Origin of the sequence: Neptuniibacter sp. UBA6509 (assembly GCA_002435145.1) — a bacterium.
Classification (GTDB): Bacteria; Pseudomonadota; Gammaproteobacteria; order Pseudomonadales; family Balneatricaceae; genus Neptuniibacter.
In genome coordinates this window covers 1-21910 of sequence record DJLT01000012.1, presented here as the reverse complement: position 1 = coordinate 21910, position 21910 = coordinate 1, and the positions used below count along the sequence as shown (strand labels likewise).

The window sequence follows — 21910 nt, the reverse complement described above, 5'->3', positions numbered from 1 at the left end:
AATCTCATAAAGCAGCATAGCAAAGGATCTGACTATGAAAACTACACGCTTCCACACAGCTGAGAAAAAAACAGCGACTAAAACCGTTCATCTTACTGATAAAGAAGCTGAAGACATTATGCAAATCGCTCTTGAAGCTGGCTTCACATCGTTGTCCCCATACTTGCGCTATTTGGTTTGTAGCGATTTAGAAGTTCAGAAGAAGCATATGGAAAAGTTATCTCAGATTCTTCCGTTAGACGAGGGTTCCAGTGGAACTAATAGTTCGGAAGATCAGATTGCAATGTTTATGCGTGTTGTGCAGAGCGCAGAAAGCCGAGTTCACTAATTCACTTGATGGCTCTTGTGATGATGCAGCTTGCCCCTTTAATCCGAGGGGCCTTTTTAAAGCTCATTCGTTGAGTGAGTTTTAAAAAATTAACGAACAATAAAGCCTGAGTAGAGGCACCGCGTGACTGTTCGCAATGTTTTGATGTTAGTGGGATGTGCTGTCATTGCAGCCCTCCGACCCCCGTTAATCCGGTTGCCGCTGGAACGTAAAAGCGCATTGAAATGAATAAACAGTAAGTTCAAGGGTGTGAATCCTTTGATGCTGGAGAGCTCCCGCCAGTGAACGAAATGGGAGAGTTCTAAGCCCCTTTATTGGGGCTTTGTGGGTGACGGAGTTTAGCTCCGGTTTGAAAATAACGAAGAAATTCAACTAACACAGGAATAGAGCATGAGAACAAAACGCTTATTGCTTGGTATTACGCTGGCTATGACTGCCTGCTTTACCGTACCTGCGGTTGCTATGGATCAAGTCCAGATTGCGACTGTTCAACATGAGGCGGCTTGTCTGCTTCAGTCTGAGAATATTGGTTTGTCTGCTGATGTTATCGCGGTACATGAATCGCAACCGTTGCAGTCACTGGAAGCAGTGGCGATTGGCGGTGGTTCTAATAATGCGCCGGTAATGTTCGCAAAAACAGAACTGGAGCCTAATGGTGATGGCGCAAAGCTAACTGATAATGCCTTGGCGTTGAGCTTTGAAGTCGGTTGGCGAAGTTACGTTTAACTTTTATCCCCCTGCTGAGCACACAGTAAAGCCGATTGACTCCCGTAAGGAGTCCATAACGCTAAAGCAGATTGGTTCTTGGTGAACGTAAAGGGTTCGAGTCCCTTGGTATTTATACCTCCCCAGGTGGGGAATTAAGACTTAGGACAGTAGATTCGATTTCTACCGCCAGTCTGCTTTAGGTTGTGATGAAGCGCGCTACTGCTGCGCAAGGGTTAGCGGCCCTGAATGGTTGTAGAAGAAGCTCTGCTGTAAGACAAGTTGCATAAATATCCGGTAAGCAGAGTACAGCCAAAGAGAAAACCAGTGAAAATATTAACGCTTATCCCTCTTATGAGGTGGCAACTAACACTGGCAATAGTTCAGTCGGGAATCAGTACCGACCATCACAGCACTTACTAATTCAGAACGGGACGAATTATGAACTCACAAGAAATGCCGAAATATAAGTGTCATAAAAGCGTATGGGCTCTAAAGATTAAAAATATTTATATCAAACCGGCAGGTGGTGCAACTATCACGCCGGAAGAGGATGACTTCTCGCCGTTTGATGTCGAAGCGGATTACGTTAGTAAGCATCAACCTGAAAATGGCGGGTATTACGTTTTATATCCAGGTGGCTATAAGTCTTATTCGCCTGCTGATGCTTTTGAAGATGGGTATGTATTAATTTAAAGAAAGTCGGCCCCTGCAACTTGCTGGACACATGATGCAGGGGCCTATTCTCAGATTGGACTATCTGAGCGCTGACGAACGGGACGAATCGTTTTATCAGCAAGGCGTGGACGAAACCACTTAGCAAAGAAAAACCCGCTTCAACGGCTTGGACGAGCCTCTGCGGGTCAACTTAACTGAGGTAAGTATAGATGTTTACTTGTAATTACTGCAAGAAAGCGGTGAGTTCTAATAGTTCGCTGAGTTCTTGTGATTTAACTAACGCTGCGAAGCGTAAGAGAGGGACTGTATGACAGTAGCAGCCAAAGTAATACAGTTTCCAGAGGGGAAGCAGGTTGTGAATACTGAAGCTGATAGCGGTTACATAAAGCTGCATCGTCAGCTAGAGAGTGAGCGCTGGGCTAAATGCCCAGTTAAGCGCGTTATATGGGAACACTTACTTCTTAACGCCACTCACAAGAAGTATCAGACCAAGCTAGGCGCTGCGACTGTAGTGCTAATGCCGGGTCAATTAATCTCAGGCCGCAATAAAATTCTTAAGGAATGCTTTGATCAGAAGTTAGTTATTGTCACTTCAGACATGGTTCGTGGTGCTCTTAATTTCTTCAAGAAAGAAGATATGCTCAGTGTTAAATCAACTCGAAAAGGGAGTATTTACACGATAGTAAATTGGGGTAAATATCAGGGCGAAAAAGAGCAAAAAGCTCCCCAAGCCATTCCCCAAGCTACTCCCCAAGTCATTCCCCAAGCCAAGACCAGCAAAGACGGGGGCTCTAGCGAATATCTCCCCAACACAAAACCCGACACAATCCCCAAGTCACTCCCCACTATACAAGAAGTAAAGACTAATAAAGATACTAACGTATCTTATGGTTCATCTGTCGATGAAACCCCGTTTAAGAAATCTTCTTTTGATTACCCTGAAGAGTTTGAGTGGATCTGGAAATACAAACCGCAACGTGAAGGTTCAAACCCTAAGCGTAAAGCTTTTCATGCGTGTAACGCTCGACTAAAGCAAGGCGCAACGTGGAGAGAACTGGCAGAGGGGATGAAACGATACTCCCAATTCTGTCGAACCAAATCTCTTTTGAATACAGACAAGGTCCAGCAGATGGCTACGTTCTTCGGTCCAGATGAGCATTTCGCAGAAGACTGGCTAATTTCGGTTGCGGATCCAGTTGCTACCAAATCTCCAAAGCAGTCAGCTAGGCAGGAAGTGTCTGCAGCTGTGATGGATATCAAAGATACGGATTGGTGAGGTGCATTATGACTGACACATTAAAAACAGCAGAAGAACGTTACCTGGATAACCTTCAAGAAGCTGTGGAGTACGTCAAACAGGCTGAGAATAAAGGCAAATCGGTTAATGCGTTGCAAATGGGGCTTGGAGCTACCGGCGTTAAGAGTAGTCGATTCACTATCAAGAGAGCTTTACTTGTCGCATTTGAAGGTAAAACCCTTGAAGAAGCGATAGCGGCAGAGCCTATGAACAAGGAACGGAATGAACAGCGCGCAAAATTGCGAGCTCAGAAAGACAGCAATCACAAATATGCTCACCCGCTTTATGCGCCGTGGACGAAAGAAGGTCTTTCTTTCCTATCTGAAGGGGCAGGGTAATGGCCGCTGAACTTGCGCTAGTAAAAGGGCAGGGAAACACCCTTATTCCAATGAAGGCTTCAGATATTGAATGGATCCAGAAATTAAAGCCGGGCCGGATGGTAGAGGCGACTATCTCACAGCCTCGTAATTATATTTTTCATAAGCGCTTCTTTGCGTTGCTTAACTTTGCTTTCGATTACTGGGAACCAAGCGCAATCACGATTGTTGAAGATAAAAACTTTAAGAGTGTTCGTAAGTTTGCTCGCTTTATCGCAGACCAAAGCCCGAATCTAAGGCCGAATCTGCAAGCGTGGCTGAATGACTTCTCTAAAACTCATAACTCTTATGAAATTACACCAGAGAAAAACTTCAACCAATTCCGTAAAGACGTAACGATCATAGCGGGTCATTACGTTTCTTATTATCGCATTGATGGATCCGTTCAGGTTGAGGCTAAGAGCATTAGCTTTTCAAAGATGGATGATCAGGAGTTTCAAGAACTCTATAAGTCGGTATTTAACGTGCTTTGGAAGATGGTTCTTAGCAAAACAGATATGAGCTATGACGAAGTAGAGCAGATCCTTAACCAGATGCTGGAGTTTGAGTCGTGATTACACACAATATTATCAGTGTATCTGGAGGAAAAGACTCTACAGCAACATTGCTTCTTGCTTTAGAGCGGAAAATAGAAAGCCTGCGAGCGGTGTTTGCAGATACAGGGCACGAGCACGCAGCCACTTATGACTACTTAGAATATTTAGCTGTTGAAACTGGGGTAAAAATAGAACGCATCAAACCCGACTTTTCTGCGCGGATAGAGCATAAGCGCGATGTTGTTTGTGGCAAGTGGAGAAATGAAGGGATTGATGAGTCGATAATCGAGGCTGCTCTATCGGTTCTTAAGCCAACAGGAAACCCGTTTCTTGATTTGTGCCTCTGGAAGGGCCGGTTTCCTTCAACTAGAGCTAGGTTCTGCACTCAAGAGCTTAAGGTGTTTCCGATCCAACAGCAGGTTTTTGAGCCTCTTCTTAATGCCGTAGATACGCAGGATATTATCAGCTGGCAAGGGGTAAGAGCTGACGAATCTATGGCTAGAGCAAACCTACCTGAAAGTGATGAGGCAGATAACGGCGTAATTAATTATCGCCCTATTCTTTGCTGGACTGCAGAACAGGTTTTTGAGTTTCACCGTAAGCATAAAGTTAAGTGGAATCCCCTCTATGAGCAGGGAATGGGGCGCGTTGGCTGTATGCCATGTATTAACTGCAATAAAGCTGAGTTACGAGAAATAGCGCTACGGTTTCCTGAAGAGATAGAAAGAGTAAAGGAGTGGGAACGAATTGTAGGACTTGCAAGCAAAAGAAGTGCTTCTACTTTTTTTGCTCCAAACACGGCTCCAGGTAACCCAATGGGAACAACGCTAGATACAGCGGTAGAGTGGTCAAAGACGGCTAGAGGGGGTAGGCAGTATGACTTGATAGCAGCCTCCGATAACGGAAAGCAGTGCTCTTCTGCGTATGGGTTATGTGAATGATCCGCTCTAAAGCACTACGCGATAGCGCCAACGGCCAGAGCTGCTCTCTAAACATAGCTGGGGCATGTAACTACAGCCCTGAAACAGTCGTTCTTTGCCATTTTCCGCATGAATCACACGGTATGGCGCAGAAGAGTACAGACCTAAGCTCTGGTTACGGGTGCTCTGGTTGTCATGATGCTATCGATAATCGATCTAAAAGCGGTTTAAGCGAAGAAGACAGAGAGTTCTACATGCGCCGATCTCAGATTAGAACATGGGAAAAGTTTGTGGCGCTTGGTTTGGTAACAGTGAAGGGGGTTAAGTGATGGCTAGTTACAAAGTGTGCGCTGAGCACAAAATTATCGTTTGGACTTGGGTTGAGGCTGATAGCGAAGAAGAAGCTAAAGAGAAAGCTGTTGCTCAAATCTATAACGAAGATTATGAAACAAAAGAGCCTGTAGATGACCCTGAAATAGCATGGGCTGAGGTTGATGAGTAGTGAACTAGGCAACAAAACAGGCGATTGCAGTAAAGAACATCTACTCAACTGCCTAGCAAGAGAAATGCTATCTAGTTGGACGCTAGAACAGCGAAGGAACTACCTCAAAAAGCTGCCGGACACAGCTCAAGAGGAAATGAAACAACGGCTGCTTAAAGCGCATAAAGCAAAGCAAGCAGCATAGAGAAATATAGAGGACGGGACGATGGAAAGAGAGATTAAGTTTAGGGCTTGGGATCATGATTTGAAGCGCATGCTCGTTGTTGGTGATATGCCAGATTTGGTTATTGGATTTGATGGTCATATTTACGATAAGGGCTGCAAATTTACCAGCCAGATCAGCACCGTGAGCTCCGGCATATCACTAATGCAATACACCGGCCTGAAGGACAAGAACGGCGCTGAGATCTACGAGGGGGATATTGTTCTTTGGCATTTCGAGGACGGTTCGATTACTTCAGTTGTGAAATGGGATGATCAGTACAAGCCTATGTATCTGCTTGAGCTTCAGCCGCCTCATGGTCCGGTAAGTTACGAGATGATTAATTGCCGTTGTGGGGTTTATGAAGTAATCGGCAACATCCACGAAAACCCTGAGCTGCTGGAGGTGAAGTTATGAGCGCCAATGATGTTATCACTATGTACGAAGACAGTGTTGTTGCACCAGGTGGCGCGTTGCATGATCTAAAAACTGATCCTGAAGTATTCCAGCTGTCTAAAGATGGTCTTAAAGATTGGGAGATCCGCTTTAATGATCGTGATTTTAAAGTGGGTGATGTTATTCAGCTCCGGAAAACAAAATTCTCAGGCAATGAAATGAGCAAAGGGCTCCCTTTGGTTTATACAAAGGATGTTCTGGTTCGCGAAATAACGGCAGTGGTTAGCGGTTACGGGCTACAAGAAGGCTGGGTGATTCTATCAGTAAAGGAGTTGAGCTAATGCCTGATATCTCAATGTGCGGCAACAAGAACTGCCCATCCTATAAGAAATGCTACCGAGCCCAAGCTAATCCGGGGCACTGGCAATCATATTCGTATTTCAAGCCAGAAGACGGCGAGCAGAAGTGTAAAAGTTTCTTGCAGCTGATGGAGGCCACCAATGCTAAATAAAACCTACCTGATCAGTATCGGTATTTTTGTAGGTGCTTTTGTTGAGCGTAACGATCTATTCGGACCTCTTCGCGTTGCGATGGGGGTGGAGTGATGAATTATCTAGGAATGCAGATATCCGTTGTTGAGCCTGTAAGAATCACTCGAACTGAGTTGGTTGAAGTTAAGAACAAAGTCGGACCTCGCAGAGTGCGAAAGCAAAAGATCAAGGTGTTTGTTCGATGGCAGGAAGTGCTAGAGGACGGAAAGGTAATTAAGTTTGCTCAGGCTAATGCTCTTCAGATGAACCAAGCCACCTATGCGCAGCTCAGAAAGGCTATTGAAGCAGAGCAGAAAAAGGCGCTTGGGATTCCCAGTGAGTTTTTAGGTCCAGCAATGCGAGGCGCACTCTAATGACTAAACCACTACACCCAGCAGCTGAAAGCCTGAAGGCTGGGCAAACCTTATACATAGCTTGCTATCATCCTACGCCGCATGGGTGGGATCATTACGTTCATAGCATTCAAGTGACAGGGAGTAATCGAGATCGATATCCAGCCCCAGTTGAGGGATGCATTATTGATGCTGCTCCGGTTGACTGGCTGAAGATAAGGATGAGCTTAGAAGCGTATGCTTTTTTAAAGTGCGATTTTTTTTACTCCAAGCGAAAAGCAATATCACGCATGAAAGAGCTACAGCGGGGCGAGCGCAAATGGAATTAACACCTAAAGAACTAGCAGCCATTAAAGCGCGCCGAGTACAGCAAACCGCTGTGCTTGGTGGTAACAAACCTAAGCGCAAGCCTAAACCAATGAAGAAGCCTACAGGGAAGGCAGAGCAGCAGCTCAAGCTAAGCATGAGCGCGCCTGATTTTAGTGACGGTCACGCATCTATCTCCGAAGAGCATGACGGTTTGCGCTGTGAAAGCTTCTTTGTTGAGTACATGGCCCCAAGCTTGAACAGTCTTTATGCCGGTGTTCATTGGGCTGTTCGTAAAAAGCAGGCAGATAAAGGGCATCAAGCGTGTAACTCGTTATCGATCGCACCATTCACAAAGCCGGTAAAGCTTACTTTTACGCCTGTTGTAGGTAAGCGAGCAAGAGCAAGAGATTGCAGTAACTACGCCTATGCGGTGAAGGTTATCGAAGATGGTCTGGTTCACGCAAAGATCATCAAAGACGATACAAACGAATATGTTAAATCGATCACGATCAATGAGCCTGTAACCGACAGAAGTATTGAATCTGGTGTTTGGGTTCAAATTGAAGAAGTAGAGGGGCTGGCTGTTGATCAGCTCAAAGGGGAATATCCGTGGAGGAATGTCTCATGAAGTTGATTTCAGCAAGACAGGCTTGGCATGACTGCTTTTATGCAGGAGGGCAATCTAAAGCAGAAATGTTTGAAGAACAGTGCAAGTTAGGCACTTACATTCAGCAAACTAGCAAAATTAATACTTGTATGGTGGCAGTTCATCAAGCGCAGGCTGGTTTAGTCCAGTCTGCAATTTCTACGTTGCCGCCGCCACTTCAAATGCTTGGTCATTGGCTATACGCGCCAGAGAGCTTTATTCCTCCAGGTGCAGAGAATGCAATCTGGAAGATGATCGCTGTGCTATCGGGTGTTGATGATGAAGAGTCTGAGGAGTGGTATCTAATCCGCTGTTCTCTTCATCGTTACCGTGAGCTTGCATGGCAACGCCCTAATGAAGCATGCGTTCTGAACACTCCTCGCAAGATCAAAACTTGGCTTCAAGACTGGCATGGTATCGATATAGATACTCGCAGATGGGCTCGCAATCAAAGCCGTGTGTGGGATAAAGCCATTAAGCAGCTGGATGATCTAGACAAAAGGCTTCTTGCGCCAATTACCGAGGTTCTTGTGATGGCTAAGGATGATGTAGCAGATGAGGATCATTTCGCTTGGGATAATCGCTTAGTGGCGATGAGGGCTTCGTGATGAAAGTTGATAATTTGGTTGTCCAGTTTTCTATAGTGCGATGCGGGTATTGCGTATTCGAACTAACTGGCAATGGAGGTTGTGCGTTTGTTATAGGTTCTTTTAGCAAGTCTGATCAGGCAGAGAAAATGCTTTTTGATATTCAAGCTTGGGATAAGAACTCTATTCGCAGTCTTATCCCTCCGGACTTGGATTATGACAAAGACAAGTTTATGCATCTTGCTAAAAGCGCAGATAGCGAAGAGCAAAGCCGAAAAGTTGTGCCTATAAAACCTAACACAGATGCCGCTCAAACCCTTCGTAACATTGCAGATCAGATAGAAAGCGGCGAATTACCTAACGAGGCTACAGTCGTTTGCGGTACAGAGGTGTTTCACGCAGGGCAGGTAGACGATGCTAGAGCAGCAACTGACGCCGTATTCAATCTTAACTTAGGCATTCATAAGTTGATGAATGGCGCGCTGGGAGGTGGTGAGTAATGCTAAGAGAAAAAAAAGAGATTCTTAAAGAAATTAAAAGCCAAGCAAAGCATACATTCCCTGCAGATCTGTGGGCTCAATTGGTTTCATCCATATTTAAAGAGAAATGCGAAGCCTCGAGTATTTCAAAAGGTGATAAGTAATGACTGAGAAGCGCACATTTGACGACATAGTTGATGATATTTTTGCTCATGAGACTGAGCATTTAGAGCAGAACATTGAAGTTAAGCCATTTAAACTAACCAAACTGGATGCTTTGATAGCTTTCAGCATGCTTAACGAAATGAATAAGAAGCGAATGAATCAGATTGCTGACGCTGTGCTAGATGGTGCGATTAATTCAGCGATTAATGATAAGGATTATTCGTATTTTGCGCGAATGCTGAGAGAGGAAATGGTTTTAATGGGTGTAACGCTTGCGGTTGGTTGGGGTAAGCGCGAAACCGTAACAGGCGAAACGGAGGAGCAGGTAAGGCGCTTTGTTGATAGTATGGGCTCAGATCCTAACGATTGCATGATTCTGCAGTCTGCGGGGCGATATATGACCACGACAATGGATTATAGGTAGGGATATCATGCTTCACGCTTTAGTTTATTTGGGATTGATCTTGTTTGGTGTGCTTATGGGAATGGGTGCAACAGGCGAAGAAATCTATGATGCAATCTTTAGCGTGGAGTTGCCTTTATATTTATTTAGCGATCTGAAAGGCGTTTTGATTGCGGTGATTACCGGTGCGTACGCCTCCCTAATTGTAACTCGCTATCAAGAGTTCAGGCACGCAAGAGATGAGGCTGCAAGAGCTTGGGCGCATCTTTATGTTTATATGGGCTTTGGGGTAATACCTAAAGGTGATGAGAAGCTAAAATTTGCCATACATGAAATAAAATCAGCTCGCTTCAAAATGGCTCTATTCAAGCAGAACCGAGCAGTCGATGGATACTCAAAGGCTTTAAAAGACGTAATGGAGCTGGCTAAGCATGAATCGCCTTATGATGATTTCGGTGAAGAGTTTATGCAGATTCAGCGAGATCTTGTGAGAATTGACATATCATGGAAGCAGATCTTCTTGTTTAGATAAAAAACAATACAGACGTTTATTGACAAGCTTGGCCTGTTTTCATAACCTATCCCCATCATACCGTCACTGCCCTCAAGCATTGGCGGTTTTTTCGTTTTAGGGCCTCGCATTCGCGGGGCTTTTTCGTTTCTGTTATCCGAAAGCACATACCAACCCGTCCCGATCTCCTGATCACGCAACTGTCCAGTTGAGGTGTGTGCTCCCGAATAATCATTTTTCTGACTAGCCAGCTGTGAAGCTCGCAAACTCGGAATCCGGTTAGGCTAGCTGTGAAGCTCCCAGAGCCGGAACCTATTTAGGGCTATCCAATGTTTGATAAACAAGACATTACTATTAGCGTTTTGCGTAAAGCGTGCGAGCGGAAGGGTTACCAGTTCTTTGAGAGTGGCGACTACAACCTGAACATTATCGGTATACGCACCGCTGACACCAAAGCAAATACGTTTAACGACTTCCTTTGTGTAGCGTTTAAGCAGAATGGTCAATGGGTGTTGCTAACGTTGGATTGCACAACTGATCCTGGCTTGTACTGGCGCTTAAACCCAATGAATAAGCTAGGGACCGCCATTCTAGTGCCCGGTCAATATCGTGGCGCTTACATGATTGGCCTGCATAAAGATAAATACCCAGCTCTTAAGCAATCAAAATCATTGCCTGTTTATCGCGACAATGACTATGACGAAGAAGTTGATATTAATGGCATGGTCGATAATGGCTGGCATGGAATTAATATCCATCCTCGAGCTCCAGGCTTAAAGAGTGATGATATTGGTAAATGGTCCGCTGGTTGTCAGGTTCTCAAAGACCACCAAGAGCACATGCTGTTAATTCAATTATGTGAGATTGCTCAGAATTATTACGGCAAGCGCTTTACATACACGCTCTTGGAAGAGGGTGATTTGCTGTGAGTGATAACCAAGGACAAGCCGAATCGTATCAAGGCCCAGAAAGACGCGGCTCGCAGGGATGGCATGTGGATAGGAACGTTTCAATAAGCCATCTATTAACCACTGTAGCAATGCTGATTGCTGGATTTTGGTTCATAGCAGGGCAGGACACGCGAATTGCTCAAAACGCTCTAGCTATCAAGCACAACGAAACAGCTATTGAGCGCCAAGAGAGCCGTATTAATCGAAGCTTGGACAGTATCAACACTAAGCTAGATAAGCTCACTGATCTGATTCTAAGGGGTGATAAGTAATGGGTCCTATTGCTTTAATAACAGGCGCTATATCAATTGCAGATGCTTTAGGTATTGATGAATGGTTTGGTGAGCTGGTAGGTGGTGAGCCCGGTGCTGAGGTTGCATCTAAAGTCGTTGATATGGCTAAAACAGTTACAGGTGCCGGATCTATTGAAGGCGCTATAGCTGAACTTAAAGAAAATCAGCTGATGGCTGCAGAGCTCAAGAAATCGATCATCGATAACGAGCATGAGCTAAAGCTAGCTGTTTATGAGGATATGAAGTCGGCGCGCGATATGTATCAGAATACTGATCATGCTATGGCAGATAAAATTGCTGACGAAATCATCACAAAAAATCCGAAGCTTATCTTATTGCTGATCCTAACCAATATTTGCGTGGTGCTTTGGGTAACAAATCCAGCAATCGCCATTGCAGCAGGCAACGTTATTGGTGCTTCAATCACATATCTATGGCAAGAGCGTCAATCAGTGGTTGGCTTCTTCTTCGGATCTAGCCACGGAAGTAAGCAGAAAGCTATTCAGCTACAGAATAAAACCTAGCTAGATTCCCCTAGCCGCCTGAGAGAGGCCGCTACCATGAGCAACAAAGAATTCAACTGGACACCAATAAGAACCGGCTTCTGCGAGCAGATGCTTGTGCATGATTTCAATGCAACAGCAGCATACAAAGCTGCAGGCGGTACAGCGAAACATGCAGATCGAGCAGCTGGGCAGATTTACGCGCTACCAGAAGTAAAAGCACGGATTGAAGAACTTAAAGCGCAGCGTTCAGAGCGCACAAAGATCGATGCTGACTATGTTCTAAATCGTCACTATGAAATCGATCAAATGGATTTTATAGATATTCTGAATGATGACCTTTCTTTTAAGTCTATTCATGAATGGCCGAAGGTGTTTAGGCAGTTTATTGGCTCATTTGAGTTAGCTGAATTGTATGAAGGCCGGGGCGATGATCGAGAAATCGCCGGGGTGCTTAAAAAGATTAAGTGGCCTGACAAGCTTAGAAACCTAGAGCTGTTAGGAAAGCATACTGCGGTTCAGGCATATAGTGACAAGGTAGAGCTAGAGGTAGGCAAGTCACTTGCAGAGCTAATGAAAGAAGTAGCTGAAGAGTGACGCCAGCCGTAGAGATGGCATTGGCAGAGAAGTTCCTGCGATTGCACGAAAACGGCGAATTATCAGATCCTAAAGACATTATTCGCGCGCTGTCTCTTCGCTGGTTCAGGCTGAATGCGCTTTATAAGATCAAAGACAAGAACGGTAAGGTTGTTCGGTTCAAGCCAAATGAGGCGCAACGAGAGCTTTATAGAAGCGGACATTTACGCGACATAATTCTAAAAGCTAGGCAGTTAGGCTTTACAACCTTTGTAATGATCTTCTGCCTTGATAGCTGCTTATTCACTGACAATTACAGCGCAGGTTGTATTGCTCATAACGAGAAAGCTGCAAAAAGCATCTTCAGGTCCAAGGTTAAATTTGCTTATACGCACATAGGCAATGCTTGGTTACAGATATTTAAAAACATCGGGCTGAAGTTTCCTAAGCCGGTTAATGATCGCGACAACGGTTATGTGTTCGATAACGGTTCAAGCATTCATGTTAGTACCGGTTATCGAGGCGATACGCTTCAGCATTTGCATGTATCAGAGTTTGGCAAGATATGCCGAATGTATCCTGATCGAGCGCAAGAGATCGTCACAGGTGCGTTTGAGGCTGTCGGTATCGATGGCAGACTGACAATAGAAAGCACGGCAGAGGGGCGAGAGGGTTACTTCTACTCCTATTGCGACAATGCTCAAAAGCTCTTACTTGCTGGCAAAAAGCCAACCGTTCTAGATTTTCAGTTTCATTTCTTCCCCTGGTGGCGAGATCCAAGCTATTCGTTAGAAGGTGATGACGTTGTTATCCCTCAGCATTTAGCTGATTACTTTGAAGAACTAAAAGTAAATCACGGCATTGCGTTAACCCAGCTACAAAAGAACTGGTACGCGAAGAAAGCCGAAACGCTCATGGATGACATGAAGCGTGAATACCCTTCACGGCCAGAGGAAGCATTTGAGCAAAGCGCTGAAGGTGCTTACTTCATCAAGCAGATGATGTTCCTTCGCAAAAATAAGCGCATCACCAAAAAAGTTCATTACAACCCGCAATACCCAGTGATTACCGCATGGGATTTGGGCATGAACGATGCAATGTCTATCTGGTTTGTTCAGATTATTGGCCGTGAGATCCACGTAATTGATTACTTGGAAGACTCAGGTGAGGGCATTCAATATTACGCCGCTGAATTAAATAAGAAGGGTTACAGCTATAGCTACCACTTTGGACCGCATGATTTATCGGTTCGAGAGCTAGGCGCTGATGGTAAAACCCGACAAGAAGACTTTGCTAAATATGGCATCAAATTTGAGATCGTTCCTCGAGTAAGCAACCAGATGGAAGGCGTGAACGCTGTACGTCAGTTCCTTCCTCAGTGTTGGTTCGATGAAGAGAAAGCCTCGAGAGGTATTGATTGCCTTGATAACTACCGCAAAGAGTGGGATGTAAGGCTAGGAACATACAAGAACATGCCTCGACATGATTGGGCCTCGCATGGGGCTAAAGCGTTTGAAACGCTCGCAAGATCTGAACTATTTGAATTATCTAGCGCTGCAGGCGCACCCATTCCGCAAAAAAGAGCCAGCTCAGGACGAGGCTGGGGAGGTCATACATAAATGCAAAACGGTCTTGTTAGCTTTAAATCCAATGCTGATATCGAAGCAGAGGAAGAAGCTGTACGTCTTGCTGAGCGTCAGATGCAGCAACAGCGCATGTATGAGCAGACTATTGCGGGGCAAATTCGCAGAGACTGGGAGAGTGCTAAGCGCGCTAAAGAGTCCGTTGAGCGAAGAATGCTTGACTGTCTTCGACGAAGAAAGGGTGAGTATGATCAAAGCAAGCTTGCAGAAATTAGAGAACAAGGCGGTTCTGAGATTTACATGCAGCTTACTGCAACGAAATGTCGTGCTGCTTTCTCATGGATTCGTGACGTACTGATCCCTAGTAATGAAAAGCCTTGGGGTTTAACGCCAACGCCAGTGAGTGAAATACCGCTGGAAGTTCAGCAAGCGCTTGTTCAAGAGATTCAAGCAGCCGCAGCGCAAGCCGCTCAAGCAGGACAAGGGCAGCAAGTCGATATTCGCACCGTGTTAAAAGATGCGGTCGATGATTTGCGTACTCGAGCAAACACGGCAGCGAAAGAAGCCTCTGCGAAAATGGAGTTGGTTATTGAAGATCAGCTTGCGGAAGGCGGCTGGTTTGATGCGATAGAGCAGTTCATTGATGATTTTGTGACGTTTCCGGGTGCTGTAATTAAGGCTCCGGTACTGAAAAAGAAAGCGGTTTTATCATGGGCTGAAGGCTGGCAGGCGGTTAAAACCTATGAAATTATCCCGCATGTTCAGCGTATATCCCCTCTAGATTTTTATCCCAGCCAAGATGCTACCAATCCAGATGATGCGGCAGCGCTGTTTGAGCGAGCGCGATTCAAGCGATCTGATTTAACGGCCATGCGTGACGTTCCCGGTTATAGCAATGAAGCTATCGATGCGGTACTTGAGGAATATGGTCGAGGTGGTTTGCGTGATTGGTTGTGGTCTGATGCAGAAAGAGCGCAGATTGAAGGCCGCCATGAAGACTGGCTTTCCAGTGATTCAACAATAGACGGCTTAATTTATTACGGAAGCGCGCTAGGCCTTACCCTTCTTGAGTGGGGCGTACCACCTGAGCAGATCGATCCATTAGAGGAATATCAGGTCGAAGCTATTTTAGTTGGCCGCCATGTTGTCCGCTTGACGCTTCATAATGATCCTTTAGAGCGCCGTCCTTATGGTGTTTCATCATTTCAGATGGTGCCGGGATCGTTCTGGGGCCAGTCTCCTCCAGAGCTTATGGCTGACATCCAAGATACCTGCAACGCAACAGCTCGCGCATTGATCAACAACCTTGCAATGGGTTCCGGCCCAATGGTTGAGATTAATTATGATCGATTGGCGCCGGGCGAAAATACTGAGGTTTATCCGTGGAAAACCTTTCAAACTAAATCCTCAAAGGTTACTGGCAACGATGCGGCTATTCGATTTTATCAGCCAGACCTACACGCAGCGGAATTGATGGGCGTGTATGAGAAGTTTGAATTAAAAGCGGACGATGTAACGAATATCCCTCGCTATATGTACGGATCAGAGAAGATTGGTGGCGCAGGCGCAACGATGGGCGGTTTGTCGATGCTCATGGAGTCAGCAAACAAAGGCATCAAAGCAGCGATAGGGCATATCGATAAGGGCGCAATACGCCGAGTTATCGAAGGTTTCTGGATGTACAACATGCTCTACAACCCTGATACGAGTATTAAAGGGGATTGTAAGGTTATCCCGCAGGGCTCAAATGCAATGTTGATGCGAGAGCGTGCTCAGATGATGAGAAACGATTTCTTACAAGCCACTGCTAACCCTATGGATGCGCAAATTGTTGGCACTAAAAACAGGGCTCGCATTCTTGCAACAGTTGCCAAGCAGCTTGATATCAATGATTTGGATGATCTTGAAGAGATGGCAGAGCAGGCAGGCAAGGCAAGCTCTGAAACTGCACAGCTCAAGCAAATTATTCAGCAGTTAGAGCAGGCTGATAAAAAATCCCAGATTGATGAGCGGAACGCTAAGACGCAAAAGGTTCTGGCAGAGGCTCATTCTCAGCCTCTTGAGAATGAAAAGCTCATTGCTGAAATAAAGCTACTCATTAAACAGCTCGCAGACAGTCAGGTTCCCCATGAAAAAACCATCCGACCAGCAGTTAGCGGTAATGGCGCGCATAAGCCAGTCACAGGACTTACAAACATTCCGCGAATACCTAGTGGAGAGTCTAGAGGAATTGAAGCAGGAGCTTATTGACTCTCCAGATGGTGAAGAGTTTCGCCTAACTCAAGGAGGCTGCAGGCAGCTGAAAGATCTATTGGAGCGAATAGACACAGCCCCCGAAGTCATCCGCAAAAGCCGATAAAGAAACCAAATTAAAGAGCCCTCCATTGTGAGGGCTTTTTTGTGTGGTTTTTGGCTCGACCCGATCAGTTGAATCCCAAGAACTTAAACCGTGAATCCCGCACGAATGCGGCTCACATTATGAGGTTAGACATGACTGCACCTAAAAGCGTAAGCGAACAAGCTGAACTAGCTAACAAGCTTCAACAGCAATTAGTGAATCCATCGCAAGATGCTCACAACGAACCAGATGTTATTCAGGAAGAAACGCCGCCAAGCGCTCAGAACGCTGAACCCGCACCGGCAGCGCAAGAGCAAGCTCCAGCAGAACCCGCACCGCAACCCGCTCCCCCTTCACAGGATGAAGATTACCTTTACTGGAAAAACCGCTTTCAGGTTCTCCAGGGTAAATACAACGCGGAAGTCCCAGCGCTGCGAAAGCAGGTATCTGAACTGGAGAAAGCTGTATCTGAAGCTCAAGCTCAACAGACGCAAGATCCACAGCAAGCAACACCGCAAGATGTTGTTACTGCTTTGGGCGGTCTTTCTCAGGATGAGATTGATGAGTTTGGCCCTGAATTAATCGATGTTGTTCAACGTATTGCTGGCGCACAGGCCAACCAGTCGAGCGAGCAAGTAGAAAATTTGAATCAGCAATTGTCCGAAACTCAAGGAGAGCTGAAGCAGATCAAGGAAGATCAGCAGGACGATAAAGTTGCGGTATTTTGGGCTAGCGCTCAGCGCTTAGTTCCTGATCTCGCAGCGGTTAATTCAAATCCTGACTTCTTAACTTGGCTTGACGGTGTAGACCAGACAACAGGCTTGCAGCGTCAGTCTATCCTCCAGAACCATCAAGACCGGCTCAATGCCCAAGGTGTTGCAGCCGTCTTTAACGCATTCAAGCAGACGGTTACTCAAACAGAGCAACGCGATCCTAACGAACTCCTGCAGCCTCACCAATCAAACGAACGCGAATCCGTTGAGCAAAACGGCAACACTCGCATTTGGATGAAAGCGGAGATCTCAGAATTCTACAGGGATGCGGCTCAAGGTAAGTATACGCCGGAGCAAAAGAAGGCGACCGAAGCTGAAATCTTCGCCGCCCAAAACAGCGGAAGGGTTCGTTAACCCTTCTAATTTTTAGCGTCCTAAAAACTCATGAGGTGACTCAGCATGTCAGGACCAACTCGCGCAGCAGGATACCCAGACGTATCCTCTTCAAGCACGTCCGGTTTTATCCCAGAAATCTGGTCGGGCAAAATGGTAGAGAAGCTTTACGCTTCTACTTGTTTCGGTGAAATCGCTAACACCGATTACGAAGGTGAAATTAAAGAAAAAGGCGATAAAGTAAACATTCGTACTACTCCGTCAATCACTATTAATGATTACGAAGTTGGTATGGATCTTAATTATGAAACACCAACTTCCGAGAAGGTGTCGCTTGAAGTAGACCAAGCTAAGTATTTTGGTTTTAAGTGTAATGATGTTGATGCTTATCAGTCTGATATCAAGCTGATGGATGACTGGTCGAAAGATGCTGGTAAGCAAATGTCGATTGCGGTTGACCGAAGTATCCTTGGTTATATCTATGCAGATGTAGCGGCTGAAAACGCTGGCGCGACTGCAGGTAAAATCTCGGAAAGCTACAACATGGGTGAAACTGGTGCGCCTGTTCTTATTACTAAGGACAATGTTATCGATTTCATTGTTGATACTAGCTCTGTTCTTTATGAGCAGGACGCTCCAGAAGAAAATCGTTGGATCGTATTGCCTGTTTGGATGTGTAATTTGATCAAGAAGTCTGATCTTAAAGATGCGTCTATGTCAGGTGATGGCACGTCACTGATGCGTAATGGTCGAATCGGGATGATCGATCAGTACACAATCTATTCATCTAACAACATGTCTCATGTGACTGATGGGGCTGCGAAAGTGGCTAACGTAGTATTCGGACACAAGAAAGCACTGACGTTTGCTTCGCAGATGACTGAGATGGATACGCTGCCTAATCCAAATGATTTCGGTAAGTTGGTTCGTGGTCTTAACGTGTATGGCTCTAAAGTAATTGATCCAAACGCAATTGGTCACGGTTACTGCGCTAAAGGCTAACGCTTAGGTGTATTAAGAAAAAAGGCTACCGCTTGGTGGCCTTTTTTATTTCTCTCAGTAAATGAGGTTTTGTGATGAACGAAACATTAGTGTTACTTCTTGAGGCGCTTGAAGGCGCTGACCGTAAGGCGCTTGACGAAATAGCGCTTGACGAATTCCAGAAAGATATTAGCAAGCTTAAGACTCGTAAAGATGACTTACGTGACGATTTGATTCAGCTTGCGCATGCTAAATACGGCGAACCACAAGAAACGGTTGCGCCAACGGTAGCTGCTTCTGATGATGAGCAAGAAACTCCAGCTCCAGAGCCAGAAAAGCCGAAAGTCCGGACGCTTAAGCATAGAAAAACGGGGCGCATTCTAACGTGGACTCCAGTTCTTGCTAAACGTAGCGGTTTTGTAGAGGTCGATTAAGTAATGGCAACTACAGTCGGTGATATCGTTTCCGGTGCTCGCAGAATCCTTAGTGATGATGACGAAGTGCGCTGGTCTAATGTTGAGCTTATTCAATGGCTCAATGAGTGCTATGCGGTTTTGACGCGGGTTAAGCCTAGCGAGTGTACTGTAAGCGAAGCGCTGACTTTGGTTGCTGGCACTAAGCAAACAATCCCTGATGATGCTGAGCGGCTAATTGAGATCTCTCATAATACCGCTGGCAGTATGGGGGTTATTGATCTTATCTCGCGTAAAGAGCTTGATGCCGTGTTACCAACGTGGCATTCAGAGCCCGAAACAGAAGATATAGAACATTATATTTTTGATGAAATGGTGCCTAACGAGTTCTTTGTGTCGCCTCCTGCGCTTAATACTGCAGAGGTTTATGCGTATTTGATTAAGGTTCCGAGCAGTCACAGCAAGATCCTAGCGGTATCTGAAGATGATCCCATCTCTGTAAAAGACTCAATGGCTCCAATGCTGATTGATTACATTCTCTTTAGAGCGTTCTCAAAAGATGCTGATCATGCCTCATACGCTAATAGAGCGGCGTTACACCTTAATGCGTTCAATATGCAAGCTGATACTGGCTTTAAGCTGGAAATGGCAACCAGCCCCAATGCGGAGGCTAAATAGTGTCAATTGAAAGCATGGTATTAAATATTCAATCTGAAATCGGCAATATCCCTAAAGCCCTTATCCGTAAAGAGATATTTAAAGCAGCTCGATACTTCTGTTCGCAGACTGCTGTTGTTAAAGAATCGGTTTCGGTAACGGCCCCAGCGGGTAGTGATTTAGTTTCTATCCCCAATCCTAGCGATCAGCTAATGGCACTTAGTATTCAGGTGATTGAGGAGCTAAATAGTAATCAGTATTCACAGCCAGAGTATGGTCAGCTTGCTATTAACGCTGCCCCCTCAATTGATTTGGACCTAACGATCACTGTTTCTTGTCGGCCATCTCCATCTGCTACAACGCTTCCAGATATTTTGAATTACTGGGATCAAGCATTGGAAGCGGGTGCTTTATACGAACTTTACAAAAAACCTAAGAAAGAATGGACCGATCTCAACATGGCCGCAGTAAAGAAGGCCGAATTAGATAGTTACGTCCATGACGCAAAGCAGCAATCCGCACAAGGCGCTCAAGCCGGTTCCCGCAGACAGAAGCTCCGCAACTTTACATAACCTCATTTCAGAAAAGAGAGAGCCAGTATGACTACTCGCAACGTTGATTTAGTCCCAAATGAATACCGTCTTATTACTGATGAGGATGCGTTTTTAACTCACAATACAGATGATAATAATATTTATGTTGTGTTTGCTGATTCCGCTCCTGCTATGGGTTCAATCAAGCCGCATCCGCTTACGCCAGGTGAAGCGCTTCGCCGTGATGGTTTAACGGGTGATCTATATGGTTTCTCACAGTCTCCTCTTGCTGAAATCCCGGTTTCTGAATAATGAAGTTACTCGCTGATACATCCAACTGGATTAAAGGGCGGAAGATCCAGCAAAGTGAAGATACCCGCTACATCTCAAACCTGAACGGCACAAATCAGTATTATAAGTTTGCTAAAACGGTTGTGGGTGATGGTGCAGGTACGTTTAAACAAACGTTAAAAGTTAGCGATATTGGTGCTAGTTTTAAACTCGCTGATGGTGATGATGCAAACGACCGTTTTTATATAAACTCAAACGGCATCGCTTTTAATTTGCCCGCAGGTTTAACGGCTACAGTTAACGAAGTCGATAACGTAGTGCAGTATGGTGAGCTTTGTGAAGTCGTGATAACGGGTGATTTTACAGGGCTTAAGCTTGCTACATTATTCGCGCACTACAGCGGTAATTCAGACAATGCAAAAGTTCAGCCATTCTATATTTCGTATGAAGACCAGTCTCAGTCCTTTGAATATGATTTTACGAAAGCTATTTCAGATTATATTTTGCCAGAGGGTTTTGAGTTTAAGCGCAACATAGTGACTGAAAACCAAGTATCAACTTGGGATGGCACCGAGGCTGATTGGTCATCTAAAGACTCATCTCTAGGGGACATAAGCGGAAAGATTGTTTGGGCTAGAATTAAAACAACAAAGGGAAGCACTGGCCGCATTAGGCTTAATGGGCAATTAGTCAACTCTGATTGGGTGTATGGGGGAGATAGTTTAGATGTAATCCTTACACCAGGTACTTACTTAAGCCCCCAAACTAATGCGGGGGAAAATAGGTTTATTGGTACGGCTGAGATAGAAATACGCGAAGTACCCAACGCTCTAATGCTGCAAGGCGCGTCTGCTAATCTCGCTGATGATTTTGAAGAGATGGTTCAGCGTGGCGATGGGCATTGGCTGGGACTCAAAAATTATTTTGGCCCGTCAAACTTAAACGTAACTTGGAGCCAAGAAGGGAAAGTATTTACTAAAAATTCTAATGCCTGGGGAGGGATGGGAGAGCTTCCAAGTTATGACACCGTTGAACCCGGTGATTGGTCTGTTTCCTATACGGCAAGCGCCCCCAATTTAAGTGTTTTTACAAAGAACGCAGAAAATACAGCAAATAACGCATATGCCATTCCAAGCGGCAAAAACGTAATAGAGGTAAATGTTCCAACTGCGGGTTTGTGGTTTGATTCGACTACGGCCAGTGGTGTAAGTCTCTCCCAAGTTAAGTTTAATAAGCTTTTTAAACTCTCTAATTACCTGCTTAAACGCTATCAGATTGAACAAGTCATAGCGGCGATTGCTGCTTATAAGGCTAAAAATAAGAATCGGTATATTACATCGCTTGACGCTGTTGACGATTACCTTGTTATTCCTGCATCAAGCCCCATCGGTGATTTTGATTATCCATTTAGTTTTGTGCTTGAGGGCACTAACTTTCAGCGAATATTTGAATCAGATGACGGGTTGAGCCGCGTAATGCTTAAGGGTTCAGAGGGCATACTGACAGCTAGAATTAACGGGGATACGGTGGCATTTAGTGATGTATCAAACATTATTGTAAACGACCGTAAACAACATAGCGGAAACCTTGCTAGACGAGGAAATACATTCACTCTCACTGTTGATGGGGTAGATGGAAATCCGGTCACGGTAACAGGGGTAAATTGGTCGCTATCAGGAGCTTGCTCTGATGTTGCTCAGGCTTCTCAGTTCTTGAACGGTGGCTTGTTAAGTTTAGGGCATATCGATCACGAATCACCACT

General features: G+C 45.2%; 33 protein-coding genes. All 33 read left to right on the top strand.

All coding sequences use genetic code 11. The features are described from left to right. The first annotated feature begins 34 nt into the window (after window positions 1-34). Window positions 35-328: a hypothetical protein gene (locus B4K11_RS01785; RefSeq protein WP_292948961.1), complete on the top strand. Its 294-nt coding sequence runs from the start codon at window positions 35-37 to the stop codon at window positions 326-328. Between the two features lie 390 nt (window positions 329-718). Next, the gene (locus B4K11_RS01780; protein ID WP_292948964.1) at window positions 719-1054 is read left to right on the top strand and encodes a hypothetical protein; all 336 of its coding nucleotides are present in this window, start codon (window positions 719-721) and stop codon (window positions 1052-1054) included. Between the two features lie 420 nt (window positions 1055-1474). Further along, window positions 1475-1729, top strand: coding sequence for a hypothetical protein (locus B4K11_RS01775; RefSeq protein WP_292948967.1), 255 nt, complete (start codon window positions 1475-1477; stop codon window positions 1727-1729). A gap of 289 nt (window positions 1730-2018) precedes the next feature. Next, window positions 2019-2987: a hypothetical protein gene (locus B4K11_RS01770; RefSeq protein ID WP_292948970.1), complete on the top strand. Its 969-nt coding sequence runs from the start codon at window positions 2019-2021 to the stop codon at window positions 2985-2987. A gap of 8 nt (window positions 2988-2995) precedes the next feature. Continuing rightward, window positions 2996-3346, top strand: a complete 351-nt coding sequence (locus B4K11_RS01765; RefSeq protein WP_292948973.1) for a hypothetical protein — start codon at window positions 2996-2998, stop codon at window positions 3344-3346. Then, window positions 3346-3939 carry a DUF1367 family protein gene (locus B4K11_RS01760; RefSeq protein ID WP_292948976.1) on the top strand — a complete coding sequence of 198 codons (594 nt, stop codon included), beginning with the start codon at window positions 3346-3348 and terminating at the stop codon, window positions 3937-3939. Before B4K11_RS01765 ends, B4K11_RS01760 begins: the two co-directional genes overlap by 1 nt. Beyond that, a complete protein-coding gene (locus tag B4K11_RS01755) occupies window positions 3936-4862 on the top strand; it encodes a phosphoadenosine phosphosulfate reductase family protein (RefSeq protein ID WP_292948979.1) in 927 nt (308 codons plus the stop codon). Before B4K11_RS01760 ends, B4K11_RS01755 begins: the two co-directional genes overlap by 4 nt. Then, window positions 4859-5170, top strand: coding sequence for a nuclease domain-containing protein (locus B4K11_RS01750; protein WP_292948982.1), 312 nt, complete (start codon window positions 4859-4861; stop codon window positions 5168-5170). Before B4K11_RS01755 ends, B4K11_RS01750 begins: the two co-directional genes overlap by 4 nt. Next, a complete protein-coding gene (locus B4K11_RS01745; RefSeq protein ID WP_292948985.1) occupies window positions 5170-5343 on the top strand; it encodes a hypothetical protein in 174 nt (57 codons plus the stop codon). The genes B4K11_RS01750 and B4K11_RS01745 overlap by 1 nt, the downstream gene beginning before the upstream one ends. Beyond that, on the top strand, window positions 5336-5527 hold the full coding sequence (locus B4K11_RS01740; protein WP_292948988.1) for a hypothetical protein: 192 nt from the start codon (window positions 5336-5338) through the stop codon (window positions 5525-5527). Before B4K11_RS01745 ends, B4K11_RS01740 begins: the two co-directional genes overlap by 8 nt. A gap of 21 nt (window positions 5528-5548) precedes the next feature. Next, complete coding sequence (locus tag B4K11_RS01735; protein WP_292948990.1) at window positions 5549-5962, top strand: YopX family protein; 414 nt, start codon at window positions 5549-5551, stop codon at window positions 5960-5962. Then, window positions 5959-6282, top strand: coding sequence for a DUF3850 domain-containing protein (locus B4K11_RS01730; RefSeq protein ID WP_292948992.1), 324 nt, complete (start codon window positions 5959-5961; stop codon window positions 6280-6282). Before B4K11_RS01735 ends, B4K11_RS01730 begins: the two co-directional genes overlap by 4 nt. Before the next feature lie 263 nt (window positions 6283-6545). Continuing rightward, window positions 6546-6845 carry a hypothetical protein gene (locus tag B4K11_RS01725; RefSeq protein ID WP_292948995.1) on the top strand — a complete coding sequence of 100 codons (300 nt, stop codon included), beginning with the start codon at window positions 6546-6548 and terminating at the stop codon, window positions 6843-6845. Then, entirely contained in the window at window positions 6845-7153 is a 309-nt protein-coding gene (locus tag B4K11_RS01720) for a hypothetical protein (protein ID WP_292948998.1), read from the top strand. The genes B4K11_RS01725 and B4K11_RS01720 overlap by 1 nt, the downstream gene beginning before the upstream one ends. After that, window positions 7144-7761 (top strand): hypothetical protein, encoded by a 618-nt coding sequence (locus B4K11_RS01715; protein ID WP_292949001.1) that lies wholly within the window; start codon window positions 7144-7146, stop codon window positions 7759-7761. The genes B4K11_RS01720 and B4K11_RS01715 overlap by 10 nt, the downstream gene beginning before the upstream one ends. Further along, a complete protein-coding gene (locus B4K11_RS01710; protein ID WP_292959202.1) occupies window positions 7758-8387 on the top strand; it encodes a hypothetical protein in 630 nt (209 codons plus the stop codon). Before B4K11_RS01715 ends, B4K11_RS01710 begins: the two co-directional genes overlap by 4 nt. Further along, window positions 8387-8866 (top strand): hypothetical protein, encoded by a 480-nt coding sequence (locus B4K11_RS01705; RefSeq protein WP_292950078.1) that lies wholly within the window; start codon window positions 8387-8389, stop codon window positions 8864-8866. The genes B4K11_RS01710 and B4K11_RS01705 overlap by 1 nt, the downstream gene beginning before the upstream one ends. Beyond that, window positions 8866-9009, top strand: a complete 144-nt coding sequence (locus tag B4K11_RS01700; protein ID WP_292950080.1) for a hypothetical protein — start codon at window positions 8866-8868, stop codon at window positions 9007-9009. Before B4K11_RS01705 ends, B4K11_RS01700 begins: the two co-directional genes overlap by 1 nt. Continuing rightward, window positions 9009-9434 (top strand): hypothetical protein, encoded by a 426-nt coding sequence (locus B4K11_RS01695; RefSeq protein ID WP_292950082.1) that lies wholly within the window; start codon window positions 9009-9011, stop codon window positions 9432-9434. The genes B4K11_RS01700 and B4K11_RS01695 overlap by 1 nt, the downstream gene beginning before the upstream one ends. Window positions 9435-9441: 7 nt before the next feature. Further along, window positions 9442-9945, top strand: coding sequence for a hypothetical protein (locus B4K11_RS01690; protein ID WP_292950084.1), 504 nt, complete (start codon window positions 9442-9444; stop codon window positions 9943-9945). A gap of 308 nt (window positions 9946-10253) precedes the next feature. Beyond that, window positions 10254-10853 (top strand): hypothetical protein, encoded by a 600-nt coding sequence (locus tag B4K11_RS01685; RefSeq protein ID WP_292950086.1) that lies wholly within the window; start codon window positions 10254-10256, stop codon window positions 10851-10853. Next, on the top strand, window positions 10850-11146 hold the full coding sequence (locus B4K11_RS01680) for a hypothetical protein (RefSeq protein ID WP_292950087.1): 297 nt from the start codon (window positions 10850-10852) through the stop codon (window positions 11144-11146). Before B4K11_RS01685 ends, B4K11_RS01680 begins: the two co-directional genes overlap by 4 nt. Then, window positions 11146-11691, top strand: coding sequence for a hypothetical protein (locus B4K11_RS01675; RefSeq protein WP_292950089.1), 546 nt, complete (start codon window positions 11146-11148; stop codon window positions 11689-11691). Before B4K11_RS01680 ends, B4K11_RS01675 begins: the two co-directional genes overlap by 1 nt. A gap of 36 nt (window positions 11692-11727) precedes the next feature. Beyond that, window positions 11728-12267, top strand: a complete 540-nt coding sequence (locus B4K11_RS01670) for a terminase small subunit (protein ID WP_292950091.1) — start codon at window positions 11728-11730, stop codon at window positions 12265-12267. Beyond that, complete coding sequence (locus B4K11_RS01665; protein ID WP_292950093.1) at window positions 12264-13865, top strand: terminase; 1602 nt, start codon at window positions 12264-12266, stop codon at window positions 13863-13865. Before B4K11_RS01670 ends, B4K11_RS01665 begins: the two co-directional genes overlap by 4 nt. Continuing rightward, on the top strand, window positions 13866-16079 hold the full coding sequence (locus tag B4K11_RS01660) for a hypothetical protein (protein WP_292950095.1): 2214 nt from the start codon (window positions 13866-13868) through the stop codon (window positions 16077-16079). A 240-nt stretch (window positions 16080-16319) separates the two neighbouring features. Then, window positions 16320-17294 carry a hypothetical protein gene (locus B4K11_RS01655; RefSeq protein WP_292959201.1) on the top strand — a complete coding sequence of 325 codons (975 nt, stop codon included), beginning with the start codon at window positions 16320-16322 and terminating at the stop codon, window positions 17292-17294. Window positions 17295-17339: 45 nt separating this feature from the next. After that, window positions 17340-18275, top strand: a complete 936-nt coding sequence (locus tag B4K11_RS01650) for a hypothetical protein (RefSeq protein WP_292950099.1) — start codon at window positions 17340-17342, stop codon at window positions 18273-18275. 74 nt (window positions 18276-18349) lie between these two features. Further along, window positions 18350-18688, top strand: a complete 339-nt coding sequence (locus tag B4K11_RS01645) for a hypothetical protein (protein WP_292950101.1) — start codon at window positions 18350-18352, stop codon at window positions 18686-18688. A gap of 3 nt (window positions 18689-18691) precedes the next feature. Continuing rightward, window positions 18692-19345 (top strand): DUF6682 family protein, encoded by a 654-nt coding sequence (locus B4K11_RS01640; RefSeq protein ID WP_292950103.1) that lies wholly within the window; start codon window positions 18692-18694, stop codon window positions 19343-19345. Next, window positions 19345-19896 (top strand): hypothetical protein, encoded by a 552-nt coding sequence (locus B4K11_RS01635; protein WP_292950105.1) that lies wholly within the window; start codon window positions 19345-19347, stop codon window positions 19894-19896. Before B4K11_RS01640 ends, B4K11_RS01635 begins: the two co-directional genes overlap by 1 nt. Before the next feature lie 27 nt (window positions 19897-19923). Then, window positions 19924-20169: a hypothetical protein gene (locus B4K11_RS01630; protein ID WP_292950107.1), complete on the top strand. Its 246-nt coding sequence runs from the start codon at window positions 19924-19926 to the stop codon at window positions 20167-20169. Then, window positions 20169-21910: hypothetical protein (locus tag B4K11_RS01625; protein WP_292959200.1), on the top strand; the 1742-nt coding region annotated here is incomplete at its 3' end. The genes B4K11_RS01630 and B4K11_RS01625, both read left to right, overlap by 1 nt.